Origin of the sequence: Arthrobacter sp. (assembly GCF_048266065.1) — a bacterium.
In the GTDB taxonomy this organism is placed as follows: domain Bacteria; phylum Actinomycetota; class Actinomycetes; order Actinomycetales; family Micrococcaceae; genus Arthrobacter_H.
On record NZ_JBLXAH010000006.1, the window covers coordinates 182669 to 204116 of the forward strand.

General features: G+C 68.0%; 16 protein-coding genes and 1 tRNA gene. 13 read left to right on the top strand and 4 right to left on the bottom strand.

Translation table 11 applies throughout. The features are described from left to right. Positions 1-250: 250 nt before the first annotated feature. Genes gltB through pyk form a run of 3 tightly spaced genes read left to right on the top strand, consistent with a single transcriptional unit; the run spans position 251 to position 7907 of the window. Complete coding sequence (gene gltB / locus ACN0TP_RS11655) at positions 251-4855, top strand: glutamate synthase large subunit (RefSeq protein WP_417219167.1); 4605 nt, start codon at positions 251-253, stop codon at positions 4853-4855. Beyond that, positions 4848-6305 carry a glutamate synthase subunit beta gene (locus tag ACN0TP_RS11660; RefSeq protein ID WP_417219168.1) on the top strand — a complete coding sequence of 486 codons (1458 nt, stop codon included), beginning with the start codon at positions 4848-4850 and terminating at the stop codon, positions 6303-6305. Before gltB ends, ACN0TP_RS11660 begins: the two co-directional genes overlap by 8 nt. Before the next feature lie 60 nt (positions 6306-6365). Continuing rightward, positions 6366-7907 carry a pyruvate kinase gene (gene pyk, locus ACN0TP_RS11665; protein ID WP_417219170.1) on the top strand — a complete coding sequence of 514 codons (1542 nt, stop codon included), beginning with the start codon at positions 6366-6368 and terminating at the stop codon, positions 7905-7907. Between the two features lie 103 nt (positions 7908-8010). On the opposite strand, the gene ACN0TP_RS11670 is transcribed toward pyk, so the two are convergent. Next, on the bottom strand, positions 8011-8613 hold the full coding sequence (locus ACN0TP_RS11670) for an ANTAR domain-containing response regulator (protein WP_417219171.1): 603 nt from the start codon (positions 8611-8613) through the stop codon (positions 8011-8013). 150 nt (positions 8614-8763) lie between these two features. On the opposite strand from ACN0TP_RS11670, the gene ACN0TP_RS11675 reads away from it, so the two are divergent. The 3 genes from ACN0TP_RS11675 (at position 8764) to ACN0TP_RS11685 (ending at position 11120) form a co-directional block, all read left to right on the top strand. Beyond that, positions 8764-8847, top strand: a tRNA-Leu gene (locus tag ACN0TP_RS11675). 306 nt (positions 8848-9153) lie between these two features. Further along, positions 9154-9822 carry a GntR family transcriptional regulator gene (locus ACN0TP_RS11680; protein WP_417219172.1) on the top strand — a complete coding sequence of 223 codons (669 nt, stop codon included), beginning with the start codon at positions 9154-9156 and terminating at the stop codon, positions 9820-9822. A 98-nt stretch (positions 9823-9920) separates the two neighbouring features. Further along, positions 9921-11120 (top strand): MFS transporter, encoded by a 1200-nt coding sequence (locus tag ACN0TP_RS11685; protein WP_417219173.1) that lies wholly within the window; start codon positions 9921-9923, stop codon positions 11118-11120. 3 nt (positions 11121-11123) lie between these two features. Here the strand turns inward: ACN0TP_RS11685 and ACN0TP_RS11690 are convergent, their stop codons facing one another. Further along, positions 11124-11744 carry an L-threonylcarbamoyladenylate synthase gene (locus tag ACN0TP_RS11690; protein ID WP_417219174.1) on the bottom strand — a complete coding sequence of 207 codons (621 nt, stop codon included), beginning with the start codon at positions 11742-11744 and terminating at the stop codon, positions 11124-11126. A 192-nt stretch (positions 11745-11936) separates the two neighbouring features. Between ACN0TP_RS11690 and ACN0TP_RS11695 the strand changes: the two genes are divergently transcribed. The 4 genes from ACN0TP_RS11695 (at position 11937) to ACN0TP_RS11710 (ending at position 14597) form a co-directional block, all read left to right on the top strand. Next, positions 11937-13244, top strand: a complete 1308-nt coding sequence (locus ACN0TP_RS11695) for an anion permease (protein WP_417219176.1) — start codon at positions 11937-11939, stop codon at positions 13242-13244. Beyond that, the gene (locus tag ACN0TP_RS11700; RefSeq protein ID WP_417219177.1) at positions 13241-13477 is read left to right on the top strand and encodes a hypothetical protein; all 237 of its coding nucleotides are present in this window, start codon (positions 13241-13243) and stop codon (positions 13475-13477) included. Before ACN0TP_RS11695 ends, ACN0TP_RS11700 begins: the two co-directional genes overlap by 4 nt. A 43-nt stretch (positions 13478-13520) precedes the next feature. Next, on the top strand, positions 13521-14099 hold the full coding sequence (locus tag ACN0TP_RS11705; RefSeq protein WP_417219179.1) for a dihydrofolate reductase family protein: 579 nt from the start codon (positions 13521-13523) through the stop codon (positions 14097-14099). A 78-nt stretch (positions 14100-14177) separates the two neighbouring features. Continuing rightward, positions 14178-14597, top strand: coding sequence for a hypothetical protein (locus tag ACN0TP_RS11710; RefSeq protein ID WP_417219181.1), 420 nt, complete (start codon positions 14178-14180; stop codon positions 14595-14597). Positions 14598-14632: 35 nt separating this feature from the next. Here ACN0TP_RS11710 and ACN0TP_RS11715 read toward each other — a convergent pair whose 3' ends face one another. Both ACN0TP_RS11715 and ACN0TP_RS11720 read right to left on the bottom strand, forming a co-directional pair. Beyond that, the gene (locus ACN0TP_RS11715; protein ID WP_417219182.1) at positions 14633-15004 is read right to left on the bottom strand and encodes a hypothetical protein; all 372 of its coding nucleotides are present in this window, start codon (positions 15002-15004) and stop codon (positions 14633-14635) included. A gap of 175 nt (positions 15005-15179) precedes the next feature. Next, entirely contained in the window at positions 15180-15680 is a 501-nt protein-coding gene (locus tag ACN0TP_RS11720; protein WP_417219183.1) for a hotdog fold thioesterase, read from the bottom strand. 85 nt (positions 15681-15765) lie between these two features. Between ACN0TP_RS11720 and polA the strand changes: the two genes are divergently transcribed. The 3 genes from polA to rpsA all read left to right on the top strand — a co-directional run bounded on the left by polA (position 15766) and on the right by rpsA (position 21397). Then, positions 15766-18399, top strand: a complete 2634-nt coding sequence (gene polA / locus ACN0TP_RS11725; RefSeq protein ID WP_417219405.1) for a DNA polymerase I — start codon at positions 15766-15768, stop codon at positions 18397-18399. After that, the gene (locus ACN0TP_RS11730) at positions 18399-19736 is read left to right on the top strand and encodes a GNAT family N-acetyltransferase (RefSeq protein ID WP_417219185.1); all 1338 of its coding nucleotides are present in this window, start codon (positions 18399-18401) and stop codon (positions 19734-19736) included. The genes polA and ACN0TP_RS11730 overlap by 1 nt, the downstream gene beginning before the upstream one ends. A 191-nt stretch (positions 19737-19927) precedes the next feature. Continuing rightward, positions 19928-21397, top strand: coding sequence for a 30S ribosomal protein S1 (gene rpsA, locus ACN0TP_RS11735; protein WP_417219186.1), 1470 nt, complete (start codon positions 19928-19930; stop codon positions 21395-21397). Positions 21398-21448 lie beyond the last annotated feature (51 nt).

A 21448-nucleotide genomic window follows, 5' to 3' on the forward strand; every position in this document is an offset into this window, starting at 1 on the left:
GCTTCACAGCTGCCCGCGGTGAACCGCGGATGCAGCCCCACCGGCCACCACCCCTTGGACGCGGCTGCCTTTCACGATGACGTGGACCCGCCGGCACGGTCCCTGTGCGCCATTGCCCAGGTGTCAACCCTGCCGGCCGAAGGCCACGATGCTCCCCACCCCGGCTCACCGTCCTTCGGACTCCCTGACCCCTGGTCCGTACCCCGTCCTGTTCGACGGGGCCCGGACGTCCCGATTGAGAGGAACCACCATGAACCTGACTGGAGACCAGCAGAATGCCTCGCGAGTTCCAGGCGAGGTCGTGACCTCGCCCTTCACCCGCTTTGCAGCACTACCCGAGGCCCAGGGCCTCTACCGTCCCGACCAGGAAAAAGACGCCTGCGGGCTGGCCATGGTCGCCACCCTGCACGGCAGGCCCACGCACCAGATCGTGGACAACGCCCTGCGCGCGCTGCGCAACCTCGAACACCGCGGGGCCGTGGGCGCCGACGAGGGATCTGGCGACGGCGCCGGGATCCTGACGCAGATGCCCGACGAATTCTTCCGGGCGGTCGTCGACTTCAACCTCCCCGCCCCCGGCCGCTACGCCGCCGGAACCGCCTTCCTGCCCGATGACCCGGCGGCCGAGGCCACCACCCGCTCCGGGCTCGAGGAACTGGCCGCCCAGCAGGACCTCCGCGTCCTGGGCTGGCGCGAGGTCCCCATCGACGGCGACCTGATTGGTGCCATGGCCCGCTCCTGCATGCCGCGCCTGGTCCAGTTCTTCGTCGGCCTCGACGCCTCCGAGGACACCTCCGAGCTCGACGCCCGGGCCTTCCGGCTGCGCAAGCGGGCCCAGAACAAGCTCGGGGTCTACTTCCCCTCCTTCTCCTCCCGGACCATGGTCTACAAGGGGATGCTCACCACCGCCCAGCTCGAGCCGTTCTACCCGGACCTCTCGGACCCGCGGTTCGCCAGCTCGCTGGCCATCGTGCACTCGCGTTTTTCCACCAACACGTTCCCCTCCTGGCCCCTGGCCCAGCCGTTCCGCACCATCGCCCACAACGGGGAGATCAACACCGTGCGCGGCAACCGCAACTGGATGCGCGCCCGGCAATCCCAGCTGGCCGCCCCGCTGCTGGGGGAGGACCCGGAGGAGCTGTTCCCGATCTGCACCCCCGGCGCCTCGGATTCGGCGTCGTTCGACGAGGTTGCCGAACTGCTCATGCTCTCCGGCCGCCCCATCACCCAGGCGATCATGATGATGATCCCCGAGGCGTGGGAAAACCACACCACGATGGACGAGGACCGCCGTGCGTTCTACCGCTACCACTCCATGCTCATGGAACCCTGGGACGGCCCCGCCGCCGTCTCCTTCACCGACGGCCGGGTCGCCGGCGCGGTGCTGGACCGCAACGGCCTGCGCCCGGCCCGCTACTGGGTGACCGACGAGGGCCTGGTGGTCCTGGCCTCCGAGGTGGGCGTCCTGGACATCCCCGAGGAACGCATTGTGCGCAAGGGGCGGGTATCCCCGGGCAAGATGTTCCTCATCGACACCGATGCCGGACGCATCGTGGAGGACGAAGAGATCAAGGCCCAGGTTGCCGCAGCGAACCCGTGGCGTGAATGGGTCCGGGAAAACCTCATCTCCCTGGCCGAGCTGCCCGAACGCGAACACGTCTCGCACAACCCGGCCTCAGTGCAGCTGCGGCAACGCACCTTCGGCTACACGGAGGAGGAGAAGCGCATCCTGCTGGCCCCCACGGCACGCACCGGCGCCGAACCGCTCGGCGCCATGGGCACCGACACCCCCATCGCTGTGTTGTCCCAGCGTCCCCGGCTGCTCTTCGACTACTTCGTGCAGTCCTTCGCCCAGGTCACCAACCCGCCGCTGGATTCCATCCGCGAGGAACTGGTCACCAGCATGTCCACCTCGATCGGCCCCGATGGCAACCTGCTGGACCTCACCCAGGTCGGCACCCGGCACGTCTCGCTCGATTTCCCGGTCATCACCAATGACGAACTGGCCAAGATCGCCAACATCCGCGGGGCGGACGGTTCCAAGGCCTCGCTGAAGGTCAGGGGACTGTACCGGCCCGAGGGCGGAGCGACGGAGCTGAAGAACCGCCTGCAGGAGATCTGCGAACAGGTTTCCGCCGCGATCAACCGCGGGGTGAAGTTCATCGTCCTGTCCGACCGTGACTCCAACGCGCAGTGGGCACCGATCCCGTCGCTGCTGCTGACCTCCGCGGTGCACCACCACCTGCTGCGCAGCGCCAACCGCACGAAGACCTCCCTGGTCATCGAAACCGGCGACGTCCGCGAGGTCCACCATGTGGCGGTGCTCATCGGCTACGGCGCCTCCGCCATCAACCCGTACCTGGCCCTGGAAACCGTGGAGGAGATGGCCGACGCCGGGATCCTCGACGGGGTCGACGTCGACACGGCCCACCGCAACCTGATCAAGGCACTGGGCAAGGGCGTGCTGAAGATCATGTCCAAGATGGGCATCTCGACGGTGGCCTCCTACTGCGGTGCCCAGACCTTCGACGCCCTGGGACTCTCCGCTGCGGTCATCGACCAGTACTTCACCGGCACCCACTCCCCGCTGGGCGGGGTCGGACTGGACGTCATCGCCGCAGAGACAGCCGCCCGGCACCGCTTCGCCTACCCCTCCGACGGGGTCGAGGAACCGCACAAGCGCCTCGAAACCGGTGGCGAGTACCAGTGGCGGCGCGACGGACCGTCGCACCTGTTCAACCCGGAGACGGTGTTCCGCCTCCAGCACGCGACCCGCGAACGCCGCTACGACATCTTCCAGGCCTACACCCGCGGGATCGATGACCAGTCGCGGGAGCTGATGACCCTGCGCGGGCTGCTGCGCTTCAAGACCGGGGTCCGCGAGCCGGTCCCGATTGAGGAGGTCGAGCCGGTCTCCGAGATCGTCAAGCGCTTCGCGACCGGTGCCATGAGCTACGGCTCCATCTCCCAGGAGGCGCACGAGACGCTGGCGATCGCCATGAACCGGCTCGGCGGCAAGTCCAACACCGGCGAGGGCGGCGAGGACGTCGAGCGGCTGATGGACCCGGAGCGCCGTTCGGCGGTCAAGCAGATCGCCTCGGGCCGCTTCGGGGTGACCAGCCTGTACCTGACCCAGGCCGAGGACATCCAGATCAAGATGGCCCAGGGCGCCAAGCCCGGCGAGGGCGGCCAGCTGATGAGCCAGAAGGTCTACCCCTGGGTGGCCAGGACCCGGCATTCCACCCCCGGTGTGGGCCTGATCTCCCCGCCGCCGCACCACGACATCTACTCGATCGAGGACCTCGCCCAGCTGATCTACGATGCCAAACGCGCCAACCCGCGTGCCCGCATCCACGTCAAGCTGGTCTCCGGCATCGGGATCGGCACCGTGGCCGCCGGCGTGACCAAGGCACGCGCCGACGTCGTCCTCGTTTCCGGGCACGACGGCGGAACCGGCGCCTCGCCGCTGAACTCGCTCAAGCATGCAGGTGCCCCCTGGGAGCTCGGCCTGGCCGAGGCGCAGCAGACGCTGCGCCTGAACGGGTTGCGCGACCGCGTGGTCGTGCAGGTCGACGGGCAGCTGAAGACCGGGCGCGACGTCGTCATCGCGGCCCTGCTCGGTGCCGAGGAATTCGGCTTCGCGACGGCCCCGCTGGTCGTCTCGGGTTGCATCATGATGCGCGTCTGCCATCTGGACACCTGTCCGGTGGGCGTCGCGACGCAGAACCCGCTGTTGCGTTCGCGTTTCACGGGCAAACCGGAGTTCGTGGTCAACTTCTTCGAGTTCCTGGCCCAGGAGGTCCGCGAACTGCTGGCATCGCTGGGACTGCGCAGCATCGAGGAGGCCATCGGCCAGGCGCAGCTGCTGGACAGCACCGAGGCGATCCGGCACTGGAAGACCGAGGGCCTGGACCTGACACCGGTCCTGGACGATTCGGTGGGCGGTGACGCCCCGGTGCGCAACCTCATCCAGCAGGACCACCAGCTGGAGAAGCACTTCGACAACCGGCTGATCGAGCTCAGTTCCGAGGCCTTCGACACCCGCCAACCGGTGCGGATTGCGTTGGACGTGGTGAACACCGACCGTTCGGTGGGCACCATGCTCGGCCACGAGGTCACCCGGCACTTCGGCACCGAGGAGCTGGCCACCGACACCATCGACGTGACCCTGACCGGCAACGCCGGACAGTCGTTGGGCGCCTTCCTCCCGGCGGGCATCACCCTGCGGCTGAACGGCGACGCCAACGACTACGTCGGCAAGGGGCTCTCCGGCGGACGCGTCATCGTGCGCCCGGGCCGTGGGGGCCGGCTGGTCGCCGAGAAGAACGTCATCGCAGGAAACGTCGTCGGCTACGGCGCCACCAGCGGTGAGATGTTCCTGCGTGGACTGGTCGGCGAACGCTTCCTGGTCCGCAACTCGGGGGCCACAGCGGTCACCGAGGGCATCGGGGACCACGGGTGCGAATACATGACCGGCGGCACCGCACTGATCCTGGGGCCGACCGGCCGCAATTTCGGGGCCGGCATGTCCGGCGGCACCGCCTACCTGCTCGACGCAGACCGCGGCGCCTTCAACCGGCAGGCACTGGACGCCGGGGAACTGGAGCTGCGGGCCCTGGACGCGGCGGACCGCGAACTGGTCAAGACGCTGTTGACCCGCCATGCCGAAGAGACCGGCTCGACGCTGGCCGCGTCGCTGCTGATCGACTTCCCCGACACAGCGGCCCGCATGACAGCAGTGGTTCCCGTCAACTACGCGGCGGTGATGGCCACCCTGCAGGACGCCGAACGCGAAGGACTCGACCCGGACGGCGAGACCGTCTGGACCCGTATTTTGGAGGCACACCATGGCTGATCCCCGCGGATTCCTGACCATCACCGAACGCGTCACGCAGCCGCGCCGCCCGGTGCCCGTGCGCATCATGGACTACCGGGAGGTCTACGAACGCCAACAGGACGGCGTGCTGAAGCAACAGGCCTCGCGCTGCATGGATTGCGGCATCCCGTTCTGCCATCAGGGCTGCCCGCTGGGCAACCTCATCCCCGAATGGAACGACCTGACCCGGCAGGGACGGCGTGCCGAGGCCAGCGACCGGCTCCACGAGACCAACAACTTCCCGGAATTCACCGGGCGGCTGTGCCCGGCCCCGTGTGAGAGTTCCTGCGTGCTGGGCATCAACCAGCCGGCCGTGACCATCAAGCAGGTGGAGGTCTCCATCGCCGAGCAGGCGTTCGAGGACGGTTCCGTCGTCCCGGTTCCCGCCGAACGGCACACCGACCAGACGGTCGCCATCGTCGGTTCCGGGCCGGCAGGGCTCGCAGCGGCCCAGCAGCTGACCCGTGCCGGACACACCGTTGCGGTCTACGAACGCGATGACGCCATCGGCGGGTTGCTGCGCTACGGCATCCCCGACTTCAAGATGGAAAAGAACGTGCTCGAACGCCGGCTGGACCAGATGCGAGCCGAGGGAACCCGGTTCCGGACCAACGTGGAACTGGGCCGGGACATCTCCTGGGACCAGCTGCGCCGACGCTACGACGCCGTCGTGGTGGCCACCGGTGCCACGGTGCCGCGCGACCTGCCGATCCCCGGGCGGGAACTGCAGGGCGTGGAATTCGCCATGGACTACCTGGTCCCCTCCAACCGGGCGGTCGCCGGGCAAGATGATCCGGGGCTGATCGATGCCGCGGGCAAGCACGTGGTCATCCTGGGCGGTGGCGATACCGGCGCCGACTGCATCGGCACGGCACACCGCCAGCAGGCGGCCTCGGTCACCACGCTGGCCATTGGCAAGCAGCCCCCGGGGGAGCGGCCGGGGCATCAGCCGTGGCCCATGTTCCCGACGTTGTTCGAGGTTGCCTCCGCCCATGAGGAAGGCGGTGAACGCACGTACCTCGCATCTACGGTAGAGTTCCTTGGAGAGGACGGTCGTGTGACCGGCGTCATGGTTTCGGAAACGGAATTCATCGACGGTGCCCGTCGGCCCAAGGCCGGGACGGAGCGCGTGATTCCCGCCGACCTCGTGCTTCTGGCCCTGGGCTTCACCGGGCCGGAACCCGCCGGCCTGGATGAACAGGCCGGGATCGATTTTGATGACCGGGGCAACGTCGCCCGTGACGGTTACTACATGACCAACACGCCAGGCGTGTTTGCTGCCGGCGATGCCGGACGCGGACAGTCGCTGATCGTGTGGGCCATTGCGGAGGGGCGCTCCTGTGCCGCCGCGGTGGACAAGTACCTGATGGGCGAAACCCGGCTGCCCGCCCCCGTGGCGCCAACCGACCAGCCCATCGGCATGATCTAACGGGATGCGGATCCGTCCGCACCCCTCTTCGGGACGAGTAAAGGCGGATAGGCTTTCGGTATGAGACGCGCAAAGATTGTGGCCACTTTCGGGCCGGCCATTGGGACCTTCGAGAAGACGCTGCAGGCGATCCAGGCCGGAGTGGACGTCGCCCGGCTGAACATGAGCCACGGCGAGTATTCGACCCACGCGGAGAACCTGGCGAACGTCCGCCAGGCCTCCGAAAAGCTGGGACGTCCGGTCGGCGTGTTTGCCGACCTGCAGGGACCCAAAATCCGGTTGGGGCGGTTCTCCAACGGGCCGCACCTGCTGGCCGTCGGGGACCGGTTCACCATCACCATCGACGACGTCGAGGGCACCAAGGACATCTGCTCGACCACGTTCAAGGGCCTGCCCCAGGACGTCGCGGTGGGCGACCGGCTGCTCGTCAACGACGGGCGAGTGGCCCTACGCGCCGTGGAAGTCGATGACCGCCAGGTCGTGACCGAGGTCGTCACCGGGGGAGAGGTGTCCAACAACAAGGGCATCAACCTTCCCGGGGTGGCCGTCAACGTCCCCGCGCTGAGCGAGAAGGACGAGGACGACCTGCGCTGGGCGCTGCGCGCCGGGGTCGACATGATCGCGTTGTCGTTCGTGCGCAATGCCTCGGACATCGAGCGCGTGCACCAGATCATGGACGAGGAGGGCCGCCGCCTGCCCGTCATCGCCAAGATCGAGAAGCCGCAGGCCGTCGACAACCTCGAGGAGATCATCGACGCCTTCGATTCCATCATGGTCGCCCGTGGCGACCTCGGCGTGGAACTGCCGCTGGAGCAGGTCCCGCTGGTGCAGAAGCGTGCCGTGGAGTTGGCCCGTCGGTGGGCGAAGCCGGTCATCGTGGCCACGCAGGTCCTGGAATCGATGATCGAATCCCCGACGCCGACCCGCGCCGAGGCCTCCGACTGCGCGAACGCCGTCATCGACGGTGCCGACGCCGTCATGCTCTCCGGGGAAACCTCGGTGGGTGCCTACCCGATCGAGACCATCGAGACGATGGCCCGCATCATCACCGCCACCGAGGACCACGGCCTGGAGCGCATCCCGCCGCTGGGGACCCGTCCGCGGACCCGCGGTGGCGCGATCACCCGTGCCGCCGTCGAAATCGCGGACCAGCTCGAGGCGAAGTTCATCGTGGCCTTCACCCAGTCCGGCGACTCGGCCCGCCGGCTGTCCCGCCTGCGCCCGTCGAAGCCGGTGCTCGGATTCACCCCGTTGAAGCAGACCTACAACACCTTGACGCTGGTCTGGGGCGTCCAGCCCCGGCTGGTCGCCTTTGCCGACCACACGGACAAGATGACGGCCCAGGTCGATGAGGCGCTGCAGAAGGAGGGCCTGGCAGAGGTCAACGACCTGGTCGTCATTGCAGCCGGTTCCCCTCCCGGACAAGCAGGCTCCACCAACTCCCTGCGCATCCACCGCGTGGGCGACATTGCCGACGCCGGACAGCTGCTCGATGGCAGCCGGAACCAGGTACCGGCCAAGGAGAAGGTCGGCCCCTGGCGCACCCAGGACCAGGTGGACGAAGACCACGCCGCCAGCCGCCGCGAGGTGAAGGGCAACTAGGGCCAGCAGCTCGGGCAGAAGAAAGTCCGGCGGCGGTCGACCCACGTGAGTGGGCCGACCGCCGCCGGACTTTCCTTGTGGGTGGAGCCAGGCCGGTCCGCCCCTACTTCACCTGGGCGATGATCGTCTCGGCGACCTCGCGCATGCTCAGGCGCCGATCCATCGAGGTCTTCTGGATCCAGCGGAAGGCCTCCGGCTCGGTCAGGCCCATCTTGGTGGTGAGGACCGACTTGGCGCGTTCGACCAGCTTGCGCGTGGCAAACTGCTCCTGCAGGTCCCCGACCTCCTGTTCGAGGGCGATGATCTCCTCGTGGCGCGACATGGCGATCTCGATGGCGGGAATGAGGTCGTTCGGGCTGAACGGCTTGACTACGTACGCCATGGCGCCGGCCTCGCGGGCACGTTCCACCAGTTCCTTCTGGCTGAAGGCCGTCAACAGGACGACCGGGGCGATGCGTTCCTTCACGATGGCCTCGGCGGCCGAGATGCCGTCCATGACGGGCATCTTCACGTCCATGAGCACCAGATCGGGGCGGTGCTCGCGCACCAGTTCCACGGCCTTCTCGCCGTTGTCGGCTTCGGCAACGACGTCGAAACCCTCTCCGGTGAGGATCTCGACGATATCCAGCCGGATGAGCGTTTCATCCTCGGCGACAACGACCCGGCGGGCGGGCGTCGAGGTGGCCTCGGGGGTGGCTTCTGTCATGGCGTTACTCCTGGCTGCCCGGGGGAACGGGGCGATGGGTTCTCGGATTCCTCATCAAGCCTATCGGCATGTAGAGTTGTTTAGCGCAACGCATCCCTGTGATGTTTTCCCGGTCCACGTGGCCGGGTCGAACCCGGGGGAGTGGAGCAGGCCCGAGTGGCGGAATGGCAGACGCGTTGCACTCAAAATGCAATATCGAAAGGTGTGTGGGTTCGAGTCCCACCTCGGGCACCAACGGCCCCGATCCCTTGTTTGACAAGGGTTCGGGGCCTTCTTCTTTGCTGGGATGGCCGCCCATGAGTGGTGTTCCTGCCAGCTGGCGGGGTGGGCGATCCCGGCCCGCCGCGTCGATGACGAGGTTGTCCGGAGGGGCGCTGCCGGAGAACCTGCTGCGGGACCGGACCCTGCCCCATACCGTGGGGCCGGCCGGCGCGATCCGGGGCCCCTCCGATGCGTCCCGGATGCCCTCACTCAAGACCCGAGTGAACCCGCCAACCACCTGATGCATTTATCAATGTATTTATGCGTTAGGATGGAGGCATGGCAACGAACCAACAAGTCAGCCGCTTCTGGTCGTGGCGTCCGGACGCCGCCCCGGCGCGGACAGCGGTTGAACGCGTCTACCTCGACGTCAGCTCCGACATTGTCGGCGGCACCCTGGCCGGAGGCACCTGGGTCACCGAGGGGGAGGTGGCCGAGCGACTGGATGTGAGCCGGACCCCCGTCCGTGAGGCCTTCCTGGTGCTTGAAGCCCAGGGTCTGCTCCGCCTCTATCCGAAAAAGGGCGCCATCGTCACCACTCCCGATGCCGCGGGGAACCAGCATCTCCGCCAGGTCCGCATCATGCTCGAATCCCGTGCCGTGGAAATGCAGGCGGGGAGTGCAGGACGTGAACCCGGACTCGTCGGGGAACTGCTGGCGTTGATCGGGGCCCAGCGCGACGCCCTGTCGAGCGGCGACGACTTGGCGTTCGCCCGCGCCGACCACCAGTTCCATGCCCGCGTCGTGGCCGCCTCGGGCAACCCCATCATCGATGACTTCTATGCGCAGCTGGGCCCCCGGCTGGCGCGGCTGACGTGCCTGACCGTGCAGAAGGCCGGCGAACTCCAGCGCTTCGTGGACGAACACACCCGGTTGGCCGAGCTGTTCCGCACCCCGGACCACCGCGCGTATGAGCAACTGCTGCGGGCCCATGTGACCGGGAACTAGGCAGCCCCACCACCTGATGGCCGGTCCCGCTCCCGGCCCACCCGAACCACCCACCGCCCGCGCCGCCGCGCGCCGGCACCTGAGGAAAGTGATCCCCCATGCGTGCGCTCCCCGCCGCCCCCTGGCTCCGTGTTGCCCCTGCCGTGCTGGTCATGGCGTGGGGAGGCAACCACTTCACGCCGCTGCTGGGCCTCTACCGGGACCTCGGCCCGTACTCGGTGCTCAGCGTTGACCTGTTCCTGGGCACGTACGTCCTGGGCCTGGTTCCCGGGCTGCTCATCGGCGGCCCGCTCTCGGATCGCCACGGCCGCAAACCGGTGGCGGTGACCGGTGTCCTGCTGGGGATCCTGGCCAGCATCGTGCTGGGGCTGTTCTACCACCAGGAGGTGCTGATGTGCGCCGGACGCCTGTTGGCCGGGTTCGGTGTCGGCATCGGAATGGCCGTGGGAACCAGCTGGATCAAGGAATTGTCCGGTGTGGCCTACGATCCGGCAGCCGATGCCACCGCCGGGGCCAGGCGGCCGTCCCTGGCACTGACCCTTGGCTTTGGGCTGGGTGCAGGGGCCTCCGGATCCCTGGCGCAGTGGGGCCCCGCGCCGGCGCTCACCCCGTACATCCTGCACATCGCCTTGAGCCTGCTCGCGCTCATTCCACTGGTGAGGGCCCCCGAAACCGTGGCGCGCGGCCGCCAGGGGACCACCCTGCGGCAGGACCTGAGGGTTCCGCTGGCGGGGCACCGCCGTTTTCGCCGGGTCGTGGTCCCCGCAGCCCCGTGGGTCTTCGCGACGGCGGGGGTGGCCTACGCAGTCATCCCCATGCTGGAGAGCGGGAAACTCGGCGACCTCCAGCTGGGCTACGCCACCCTGCTGACCGTGCTCACCCTCGGCGCCGGGGCACTCATCCAGCCGTTCGTGGCGCGCATCGACCGGGCCACCGGTGGACGGGCACTGCTGGTGGGCATGGGGGCCATGCTGCTCGGCCTGGGCATTGCCGCCGTCAACGCCCACTACCTCTCGCTGGTGGCGGGGGCGGCAGGTGCCCTGATGCTCGGTGTTTCCTACGGCATCGCCCTGGTGTCCGGGCTGGTGGAGATCCAGCGCATCGCCACCGGCCGGGACCTGGCCGGGCTCACCGGCGTCTACTACAGCCTCAGCTACAGCGGATTCCTGCTGCCGGTGCTGCTCGCCGGCTTGGCCGGCATGGCGTCCTACACGGTATTGCTCGGCGGCGTCCTGCTGCTGTGCCTGGCCTGCCTGGGGCTTGTGGCCGGGGGGCTCCGGCGCACCGCGCTGCCCTGAGCGCTATTCGAAGGGGGTGGGATCGCCCATGCCCACGCGCAGGATCTCCGGGACCCCGCTGGAGAAGTCGACCACCGTGGTCGGTTCGGTGCCGCATTCCCCGGAGTCGACCACCGCGTCGACCTGGTGGTCTAGCCGTTCCTTGATCTCCCACCCCTGCGTCAGCGGCTCCTCCTGGTCGGGCAGCAGCAGCGTCGTGGACAACAACGGCTCACCCAGGGCGGAGAGGAGGGACTGCACGACGGCGTTGTCGGGGATGCGCACGCCGACCGTCTTCTTCTTCGGGTGCAGCAACCGCCGCGGGACCTCCGGGGTGGCCTTGAGGATGAAGGTGTAGCTGCCGGGGGTGGCGGCCTTCAGGCTGCGGAAGACCGCGTTGCCCATCTCCACGAACTGGCCCAGCTGGGCGAAGCTGCTGCACATCAACGTGAAGTGGTGCTTGTCGTTGAGGTGGCGGATGGTCCGGATCCGGTCCAGGGCCTCCCGGTTGCCGAGCTGGGCGCCGAGCGCGTAGCAGGAATCGGTCGGGTAGGCGATGAGCGCCCCCTGCTGGAGCATCTCGACGATCTGGCCCACCGCACGCGGTTGGGGGTCCTGCGGATGGACATCGAAGAATCTGGCCATGACAGGAGACTACGACCCGCCGGCCCAACTTGCACGCCCCCAGCCGGTGCCGTGTCGTGGAACACGTGGCGTGCTCTCCGCGGGGGTGAAATAGCGCCGCCAGCGAGATGTATGTGAACATAGAGTGAATTCTGGGTCGGACCCGTTCCTTCGTTCGGCCGTGCACCTCAGCCATCCCCAGATTGGTCCTAGATGGAAATCTCCCTCATCGTTGTCCTGGTCATCGCCTTGGCACTGTTCTTCGACTTCACGAACGGTTTCCATGACACGGCCAACGCCATGGCGACCCCGATCGCCACCGGGGCGATCAAACCGAAAACCGCTGTCACCCTGGCGGCGATCCTCAACCTGATCGGGGCGTTCCTGTCCACCGAGGTGGCGACCACGATCTCCGGTGGACTGATCAACGAGGGGGACAACGGCTTTTCGATCGGACCGGAGATCATCTTCGCCGGGCTGATGGGGGCGGTGGTCTGGAACATGCTCACCTGGCTGCTGGGCCTGCCCTCCAGCTCCTCGCACGCCTTGTTCGGCGGCCTCATCGGTGCGGCCATCGCCGGCGCGGGTTTCGGCGTGGTCAACTACGGCACAGTGGTCTCCAAGGTCCTGCTGCCCGCCCTGGTGGCCCCGGTCATCGCCGGCCTGGCCGCCTACCTGTGCACCAAGCTGGCCTACTGGATCACCAAGCGCCCCTCGGGGGTCTCCTCGCCCAAACGCGGCGGTTTCCGGGTCGGACAGATCTTCTCCTCCTCGCTCGTGGCCCTGGCCCACGGCACCAACGACGCGCAGAAGACCATGGGCGTCATCACCCTGGCCCTGGTCGCGTCCAACCTGCAGGAATCCGGCAGCCACGTGCACATCTGGGTCATCACCGCCTGCGCCCTGGCCATCGCCCTGGGCACGTACGTCGGCGGTTGGCGCATCATCGCCACCATGGGCACCGGCCTCACCGAGGTCAAGCCCGCCCAGGGGTTCTCCGCAGAGTCCTCCACCGCGGCGGCCATCCTGGCTTCCTCGCACCTGGGTTTTGCCCTGTCGACCACCCAGGTGGCCTCCGGCTCCGTCATCGGTTCGGGTCTGGGCCGCAAGGGAGCCAGCGTCCAGTGGCGGACGGCCGGCAAGATCGCCACCGGTTGGCTGTTCACGCTGCCGTGCGCGGCGGTAGTCGGCGCGCTGGCCGCCGCCCTGACCTACCTGGGCACCCTCGGGCTGGTCCTGGTGGCAGTCATCGGCTTCGGCGTCGTGCTGCTGATCTGGTGGCTGTCGCGCAAGAACGTCATCGGGCCGAACCACGCGGTCTCCGATGTCGACGAGGCCGGCGCTGCCGTGAACATCCCGACCAAGAAGCAACGCCGGAAGATGCGCAAGGCCCAGCGCCGTGCCGAGCGGGAGGAAACCGAACGCATGGCCCACGAGGCCCGGAAGAAGGCCGATCGAAAGCAGGCGCCCGCCGGCACCACGGCTGACGGCACGTCCACCTCTGCAGAGGAGACCCGATGAACATCGAATGGCTCTCGTTCCTGACCGTTACGGTCGTCACGCTCATCGCGTCGTTGGCGTTGGTGACGCTCTACTCCTCGGCCGTGCGCCTCAAGGCCATCGCCGAGGATGGCGGCCGCGGTGCCGCCCTGGCCAAGAGCGGGGCCGTGGCCTGCTTCGTGCTCTGCGGCTGCCTGGTCCTGCTGGGCATCTACCTGATCGTCCCGCAGCTCGGCGGCGGCGGAGGCCACTGATCCGACCCGGGGGTCGTGTGGCCCGATGTGGCACCATGGGCTCATGACACGCTTCCGGTACCTCGTGGCAGCCAGCGCCGACGGCTACATCGCCGACGAGCACGACTCGCTGGAATGGCTGTTCGCGTTCAACGACTACCACGCGGGATTCGGGGACCCCGTGGAGGCCTTCATGGCCGGGATCGGTTCCCTGGTGATGGGCGCCGACACCTACCGTTGGCTGACGGCACACATGCGCTCATCGGGCGAACCGTGGCCCTACCCCGACCTCCCCTGCTGGGTCTTCACCCACCGCGAACTCGCCGCAGAACCCGGTGCCGACCTGACGTTCATCCGCGGCGACGTGGACGAATGGGTGGGTGACATCGAAGCCGACGCCGGCGAGAAGGACGTGTGGGTCCTCGGCGGCGGGGGACTGGCCGGACAACTCGCCGAAGCCGGGCACCTGGATGAGCTGATCCTCTACACCATGCCCGTCCTGCTGGGCGGCGGCCGGCCCCTGGCCAGCCTGCGGGCGCCCCTGCCGCTGACCCCCACCTCGAGCCGCGAATACGGCCTGGGCGTGCGGGAAACACGGTACGACGTCGGAAAACCCCCTGCCGTGACCCGCAGCGGCTACTGAGCAGGTCCGACTGGCGCATGGGCGTCGGCCGCTCTAGGCTCGGAGGCGACCCGTGTACGCATCGAAAGGACCTGTCCCATGAAACTCAGCCACCTGCCCTTGCGCCTGACCACCGGTGCCTTCATCCTCAATTCCGGCGTGGGCAAGCTCCAGCTCGACGGGGAAACGGCCGCCGGACTGCAGCAGATGGGTTCCTCCGCGTTCCCGCAGCTGGCCGACCTGGACCCCGAACAGTTCGGAAAGGTCCTCAGTGCCGCGGAGATCGCCCTGGGTGCCGCCCTGCTGCTGCCCTTCGTGCCCAGCAAGCTCGCGGGCCTTGGCCTCACTGCCTTTTCCGCGTCGATGGTCACCATGTACCTCAAGACGCCCGGCCTGACCCGCGAAGACGGCATCCGCCCGACGCAGAACGGCACCGCCGTGGCGAAGGACTTCTGGATGCTGGGCATCGGCCTGGCCCTGATCCTGGACTCCGCGAAGAAGAAGCGCAAGGCCAACTAGCACCCGGCGCCGTCTCCGGCCGCATCCCCTTCCGTCTACGGCCAGGGGATGCGGCCTGATGCGTTAACGCCCTCCAGCCACAGCTGCGCCCGGCGGGCCGAGCGGAAACGCAGCACCTTCCGCGGGCCGTAGGCATCGGCCAGGGCCCGGATGCGTTCCCGCTTCCCCGCGAAGGAGGTGGCGTGCCAGCGCAGAATCGAATCCGCCGAGAACAACGTGCCCCAGGTTTCGACGTTGCCGTTGCACACCGCTTCGCGGGAGAGGACCCGGCGCACGCTGCGGCGGACCAGGCGGGCCAGTGACACCCACCGCCGGTAGTCCAGGCACACGATCAGATCCGCACGCCCGGCAACCTCGCTGCGGTAGTGGGAGTAGGCGGAATCGAAGATCCACGAGGGTTCTGCCACCCGTTCCAGCGCCAGCCGGCGCTGTTCCCCGGGGTCGCGTTGGACCCAGCCCGGCAGTCAACCGAATTCCTCGTCGACCAGATGCACCGGCAGGGCCGTGGCCCGGCCCAGCCGCACGGCCAACGTCGACTTCCCGGATCCGGTGACGCCGACGATCAGGTCCTGCGGGGGCCGTTCAGGACGGATCCAGCAGCATGTTGGTGATCCGGGCAGTGCACACGCGTCGTCCTGCCTCATCGGAGACGACGATCTCGTGGCTGGTGGTGCTCCGCCCCAGATGCAGGGGCGTGCAGACGCCGGTCACCAGGCCGCTGGTGCCCGCCCGGTGGTGGGTGACATTGAGGTCCAGGCCCACCGGCCGCCCGCCCGGGCCGGCATGCAGCGCCGCGGCGAACGAACCCAGGGTCTCGGCCAGGGCGGCACTCGCCCCGCCGTGGAGGATGCCCGCCACCTGCTGGTTGCCCTCAACGGGCATGGTCGCCACCACCCGGTCCACCGACATCGCGGTGAAGACGATGGCGAGTTTCTCCACCAGGGTCCCGACACCGTGGGCGCTGAGCATCGGCCACATCGCCGCCGGTACCCCGTGCCGGGTGAGCTGCCCGCGGAACGGGTTCACCCCGTCGTCGTTCCCGCTGCCCGGGGCGGCGGTGCCCGGCGTGTATTTGTCTGTCATGGCAACTAGGCTGGCACCTGTGAGTCCAGCAACCAAAAACGACGCCCCCGACACCCCGCGCCTGCTCGTCCTCGACGGGCATTCCATGGCCTTCCGCGCCTTCTATGCGCTGCCGGCGGAGAACTTCGCCACCGACACCGGACAGCACACCAACGCGGTCTACGGTTTCGTCTCGATGCTCATCAAGATGATCGAACAGCGCAAGCCCACCCACGTCGCCGTCGCGTTCGACCTGGACACCCCCACCTTCCGCTCCCAGGAGTATGCCGAGTACAAGGGCGGGCGCAACAAGACGCCCGAGGAGTTCTACGGGCAGATCGACCTCATCCAAAAGGTCATGGAGGCCATGAACATCCCCTCCATCACCCTGGACGGCTTCGAGGCCGACGACATCATCGCCACGCTCGCCCACGTCGGCGAGGGGGCCGGCTGGGACGTGCTGGTGGTCTCGGGGGACCGCGACGCCTTCCAGCTGATCACCGAGAAGACCACGGTGCTCTACCCGAAAAAGGGGATCTCCGACATCCCCCCGATGGACATTGCAGCCGTCGAGGAGAAGTACTTCGTGCGCCCGGAACGCTACCCCGACCTGGCGGCACTGGTGGGGGAGACCGCCGACAACCTGCCCGGCGTCCCCGGGGTGGGCCCCAAGACGGCCGCAAAGTGGATCAACCTCTACGGCGGGCTCGACGGCGTGCTGGAGAACATGGAATCCATCAAGGGCAAGGTCGGCGAATCGCTGCGCGAACACGTCGACGCCGTCCGCCGCAACCGGCACCTGAACCACCTGCTGACCGACCTGGACTTGCCCGTGGGGCTGGATGCCCTGGAACTGGAGGCACCCAACCGCGACGCCATCGAGGAACTCTTCGATGCGCTGCAGTTCAACACCCTGCGCAAGCGCCTGTTCGACCTCTTCGGCGAGGACGAATCCGAGCCGGAACCCGAGATGGAGATCCCCGAACCGTCACTGCTCGACTCCGCCGACGCACTGCAGGCCTGGTTCCACGAACACGGTGCCCACACCATCGGCCTGCATCTGGAAACCGTCGCTTCGAGTGCCGGCGGCGATGACGCGGTGGGCCTCGGCCTGGCCGCCGAAGCGGCGACCGCCTACGTCGACCTCGAGGGCCTGGACGCCGAGGCCGAGGCGGAGCTGGGACGGCTGCTGGGATCCTCCGACTACAAGCTGGCCATCCACGACTACAAGGCGGGCTACAAGCTGCTGGCCGCCCGTGGCATCGAGCTCGGGCCCGTCGTCGACGACACGATGATCTCCGCCTACCTGATCCAGCCGGACCGCCGCAGCCACGAGCTCGCCGACATCGCCCAACACCACCTGCGGATCCAGCTGGCGGCGGACGCACCGGCGGAGTCCGGGCAGCAGGTGTTGGACCTGGGTGGGGCACGGTCATCAGCACCCGTGGTCCGTGCCGCCTACGTGGTCCGCGAACTGGGCATCTACCTCACCGGCCAGGTCCTCGAACGCGGGGCCAGCACCCTGCTGGCCGACATGGAGCTGCCGCTGTCGGTGGTGCTGGCCCGGATGGAACGCGTCGGCATCGCAGTGGACGCCGGCCGCCTTCAGGACCTGATGTCCGACTTCGGCACCACCATCGAAACCGCCACCGCCGAGGCCTATGCCGCCATTGGCCACGAGGTGAACCTCGGATCCCCGAAACAGCTGCAGGTCGTGCTCTTCGAGGAACTCGGACTGCCCAAGACCAAGAAGATCAAGACCGGCTTCACCACGGACGCCGACTCGCTGGGGGACCTGCTCGCCAAGACCCGGCACCCGTTCCTGGCGGCCCTGATGGCGCACCGCGACGCGTCCAAGCTGCGCCAGACGGTCGAGGGGCTCCAGAAGGCCATCGCCGACGACGGCCGGATCCACACCACCTACGCCCAGACGATCGCCGCCACCGGACGGCTGTCCTCGCTGAACCCGAACCTGCAGAACATCCCGGTCCGCAGCGAGGCGGGCCGGCGGATCCGCGAGGCCTTCATCGTCGGAGAGGGGTATGAGACCCTGCTGACCGCCGACTACTCGCAGATCGAAATGCGCATCATGGCCCACCTCTCGGGAGATGAGGCCCTCATCCAGGCGTTCAAGGACGGAGAGGACCTGCACCGGTTCGTCGGCTCCCACGTCTTCGGCGTCGAGCCCGCCGACGTCACCTCCGAGATGCGTGCAAAGGTCAAGGCCATGTCCTACGGCCTGGCCTACGGGTTGAGCTCCTTCGGCCTGTCCAAGCAGCTCGGCGTCCCCGTCGACGAGGCCCGCGGACTGATGAAGGACTACTTCTCCCGCTTCGGTGCGGTGCGCGACTACCTGCGTTCGGTCGTGGACCAGGCCCGCAAGGACGGCTACACCTCCACCATCGAGGGACGTCGCCGGTACCTGCCCGATCTGGCCAGCGACAACCGGCAACTGCGTGACATGGCCGAACGCGCCGCGCTGAACGCCCCCATCCAGGGCTCCGCCGCCGACATCATCAAACGCGCCATGCTCGGCGTCGACTCCGCCTTGCGGGAGCAGGAGCTGTCCTCGCGGATGATGTTGCAGGTCCACGACGAACTCGTCCTCGAGGTGGCGCCCGGGGAACTCGAAGCCGTCACCGCGCTGGTGCGCGACCACATGGGATCCGCAGCGGATCTCTCAGTCCCACTTGATGTCCAGGTCGGTACCGGCCACAGCTGGCAGGAGGCCGCACACTGATGACCACCACGAACACCAACCCCACCACCGAAGCCACGGCGCTGCGCCACGAGATCTTCTCCGCCGGGTTCCTCCCGGCAGCAGGCGACGCCGAACCCCAGGTGGACCAGCGCACCGCCGACTGGTTCCGTGCCGTGCGCACCGGCTTCCACGAACAGCCCTACACCGCACCGGAGGTCGCCCGCCTGGCCGGCACCTACCAGGTGGACGGGCGGGTCCTCGTCGGGGTGTACGACGACGAGGCCCCGGCACCGTCGTTGGATGCAGGCATCCCCGTGGCCACCTTTGCCGAGTTCCGCAAGACCCTCAACACCGGTGCCGGGAACCTGGTGGAGAGCCACCTCATCACCGTGGTCACGGTCCGCCCCAGCCACCGGCGCCGGGGCATCCTGCGCCGGATGATGACCGACTCGCTCGACCGTGCCCGCGATGCCGGCCTGCCGATCGCCGCGCTGACGGCTTCCGAGGCGACGATCTACGGGCGGTTCGGCTTCGGACCCGCCACGACGTTGGACTCGGTCCGCGTCGACGTCAAGGGTGGGCTGCCCCTCGTGGCGCCCCCCGAAGGCCAGGTCGTCGCCGTCGACCCCGCGTCCCTGCAGGAACTGGCCCCTGCCTTGTTCGAACGCTTCCACGCCAGCCACCGCGGATCCATCGGGCGCCAAGAGGCGTACACCCTGCGGGCCACCGGCCGGCTGGCGGAGGACGCAGCCAAGGACGATCCCACGCTGCGGGCAGCGGTCCACCTGGACGACGAGGGCACCCCGCAGGGTTTCCTGACGTACTCCTTCGCCGGATGGAACACCTCCCCGGTGACCATGAAGGTTCGTGACCTGGTCGCCGCCACGGCTGCCGCCCGCCGTGAACTGTGGCGCTACCTGGGCGCCCACGACCTGGTGGAACGCGTCGAATATGGTGCTGCGGCTCCCGATGACGCGCTGCCCTGGATGATCGATGACCCACGGCGGGTCACCGTCACGGAGACCGAGGACCTGTTGTGGCTGCGCATCCTCGATGTGCCCGCGGCACTGCGTGCCCGCCAGTACGGCGCCGACGGGTCGCTTCGCCTCCGGGTCACCGATGCGCTCGGCTACGCCGACGGCACCTGGGAGGTGTCCGTCGCGGGCGGGACCGCCCGGGTGGACGCCGCCGCAGACGCCGGTCCGGCGGATCTCGAACTCGACGTCGCACTGCTCGGTTCCCTCTACCTGGGTGGAACCAGCGTCCGGGCCCTGGCCGAGGCCGGGCGGTTGCGGGCCTCCTCCGACGAAGCGCTGGCACGGGCCTGCACCCTGCTGGACCTCCCCGGGGCGCCCTACGCGATCAACGGGTTCTAGCCGCTGGCCCTGGTTCGACGACGACGCGCCAGGCGTTTTGACCGGCCGCCAACCGGGGGACTAAACTCATGTGGTGACTGCTGGGGTGTTCCATGCCCTGAGTCGCAACAATTTCAGTTCCATCTTCGGAGCATGCCGGGACTTCCGGCCCTTCGACTGACGCAATCTATCCACATCGGAGCCCCTACTACATGACCATCACCTCCAACGAGAAGACCGGTACCCCGCAGGTCGCCATCAACGACATCGGGACCGCTGAAGACTTCCTCGCAGCCGTCGACGCCACCATCAAGTACTTCAACGATGGCGACCTCGTCGAAGGCACCGTCGTCAAGGTCGACCGCGACGAAGTCCTGCTCGACATCGGTTACAAGACCGAGGGTGTCATTCCTTCCCGCGAGCTTTCCATCAAGCACGACGTCGACCCCGGTGACGTCGTTGCCGTCGGCGACAACGTCGAAGCCCTCGTCCTGACCAAGGAGGACAAGGAAGGCCGCTTGATCCTGTCCAAGAAGCGCGCTCAGTACGAGCGTGCCTGGGGCGACATCGAAAAGATCAAGGAAGAGGACGGCGTCGTCACCGGCACCGTCATCGAGGTGGTCAAGGGCGGCCTCATCCTCGACATCGGCCTGCGCGGCTTCCTGCCCGCATCGCTCGTCGAGATGCGCCGTGTGCGCGATCTGGCTCCGTACATCGGCCAGGAGATCGAAGCCAAGATCATCGAGCTGGACAAGAACCGCAACAACGTGGTCCTGTCCCGCCGTGCCTGGCTCGAGCAGACCCAGTCCGAGGTCCGCTCCACGTTCCTCAACAAGCTGGAAAAGGGCCAGGTCCGTCCCGGCGTCGTTTCCTCCATCGTCAACTTCGGTGCCTTCGTGGACCTGGGTGGCGTGGACGGCCTCGTGCACGTCTCCGAGCTGTCCTGGAAGCACATCGACCACCCGAACGAGGTTGTCGAGGTCGGCCAGGAAGTCACCGTCGAGGTTCTCGAGGTCGACCTGGACCGCGAGCGCGTCTCCCTGTCGCTGAAGGCGACCCAGGAAGATCCGTGGCAGACCTTCGCCCGCACCCACGCCCTGGGCCAGGTCGTCCCGGGCAAGGTCACCAAGCTGGTTCCGTTCGGTGCGTTCGTTCGCGTCGAAGACGGCATCGAAGGCCTCGTGCACATCTCGGAGCTGGCCGTGCGCCACGTCGAGCTGGCCGAGCAGGTTGTCTCCGTGGGCGACGAGCTCTTCGTCAAGGTCATCGACATCGACCTGGAACGCCGCCGCATCAGCCTGTCGCTGAAGCAGGCCAACGAGGGCGTCGATCCCGAGGGCACCGAATTCGATCCGGCTCTGTACGGCATGGCCGCGGAGTACGACGAAGAGGGCAACTACAAGTACCCGGAGGGCTTCGATCCGGAGACCAACGAGTGGCTTGAGGGCTTCGACACCCAGCGCACCGCCTGGGAGCAGCAGTACGCCGACGCCCAGGCCCGCTGGGAAGCACACAAGAAGCAGGTCGCCGAGCACTTGGCTCAGGACACCGCCGTCTCCGAGGGCACCACGTCCGAGTCGGCTTCGACCAGCTACTCATCCGAGGCTCCGGCCCCCGAGGCCGGCACGCTGGCTTCCGATGAGGCCCTCGCCGCTCTGCGCGAGAAGCTCACCGGCAACTAGTCTCCAGCGTCCGCGCTGAGGCTTGCCTCGCCGGGGCCCCTGCACCTACGG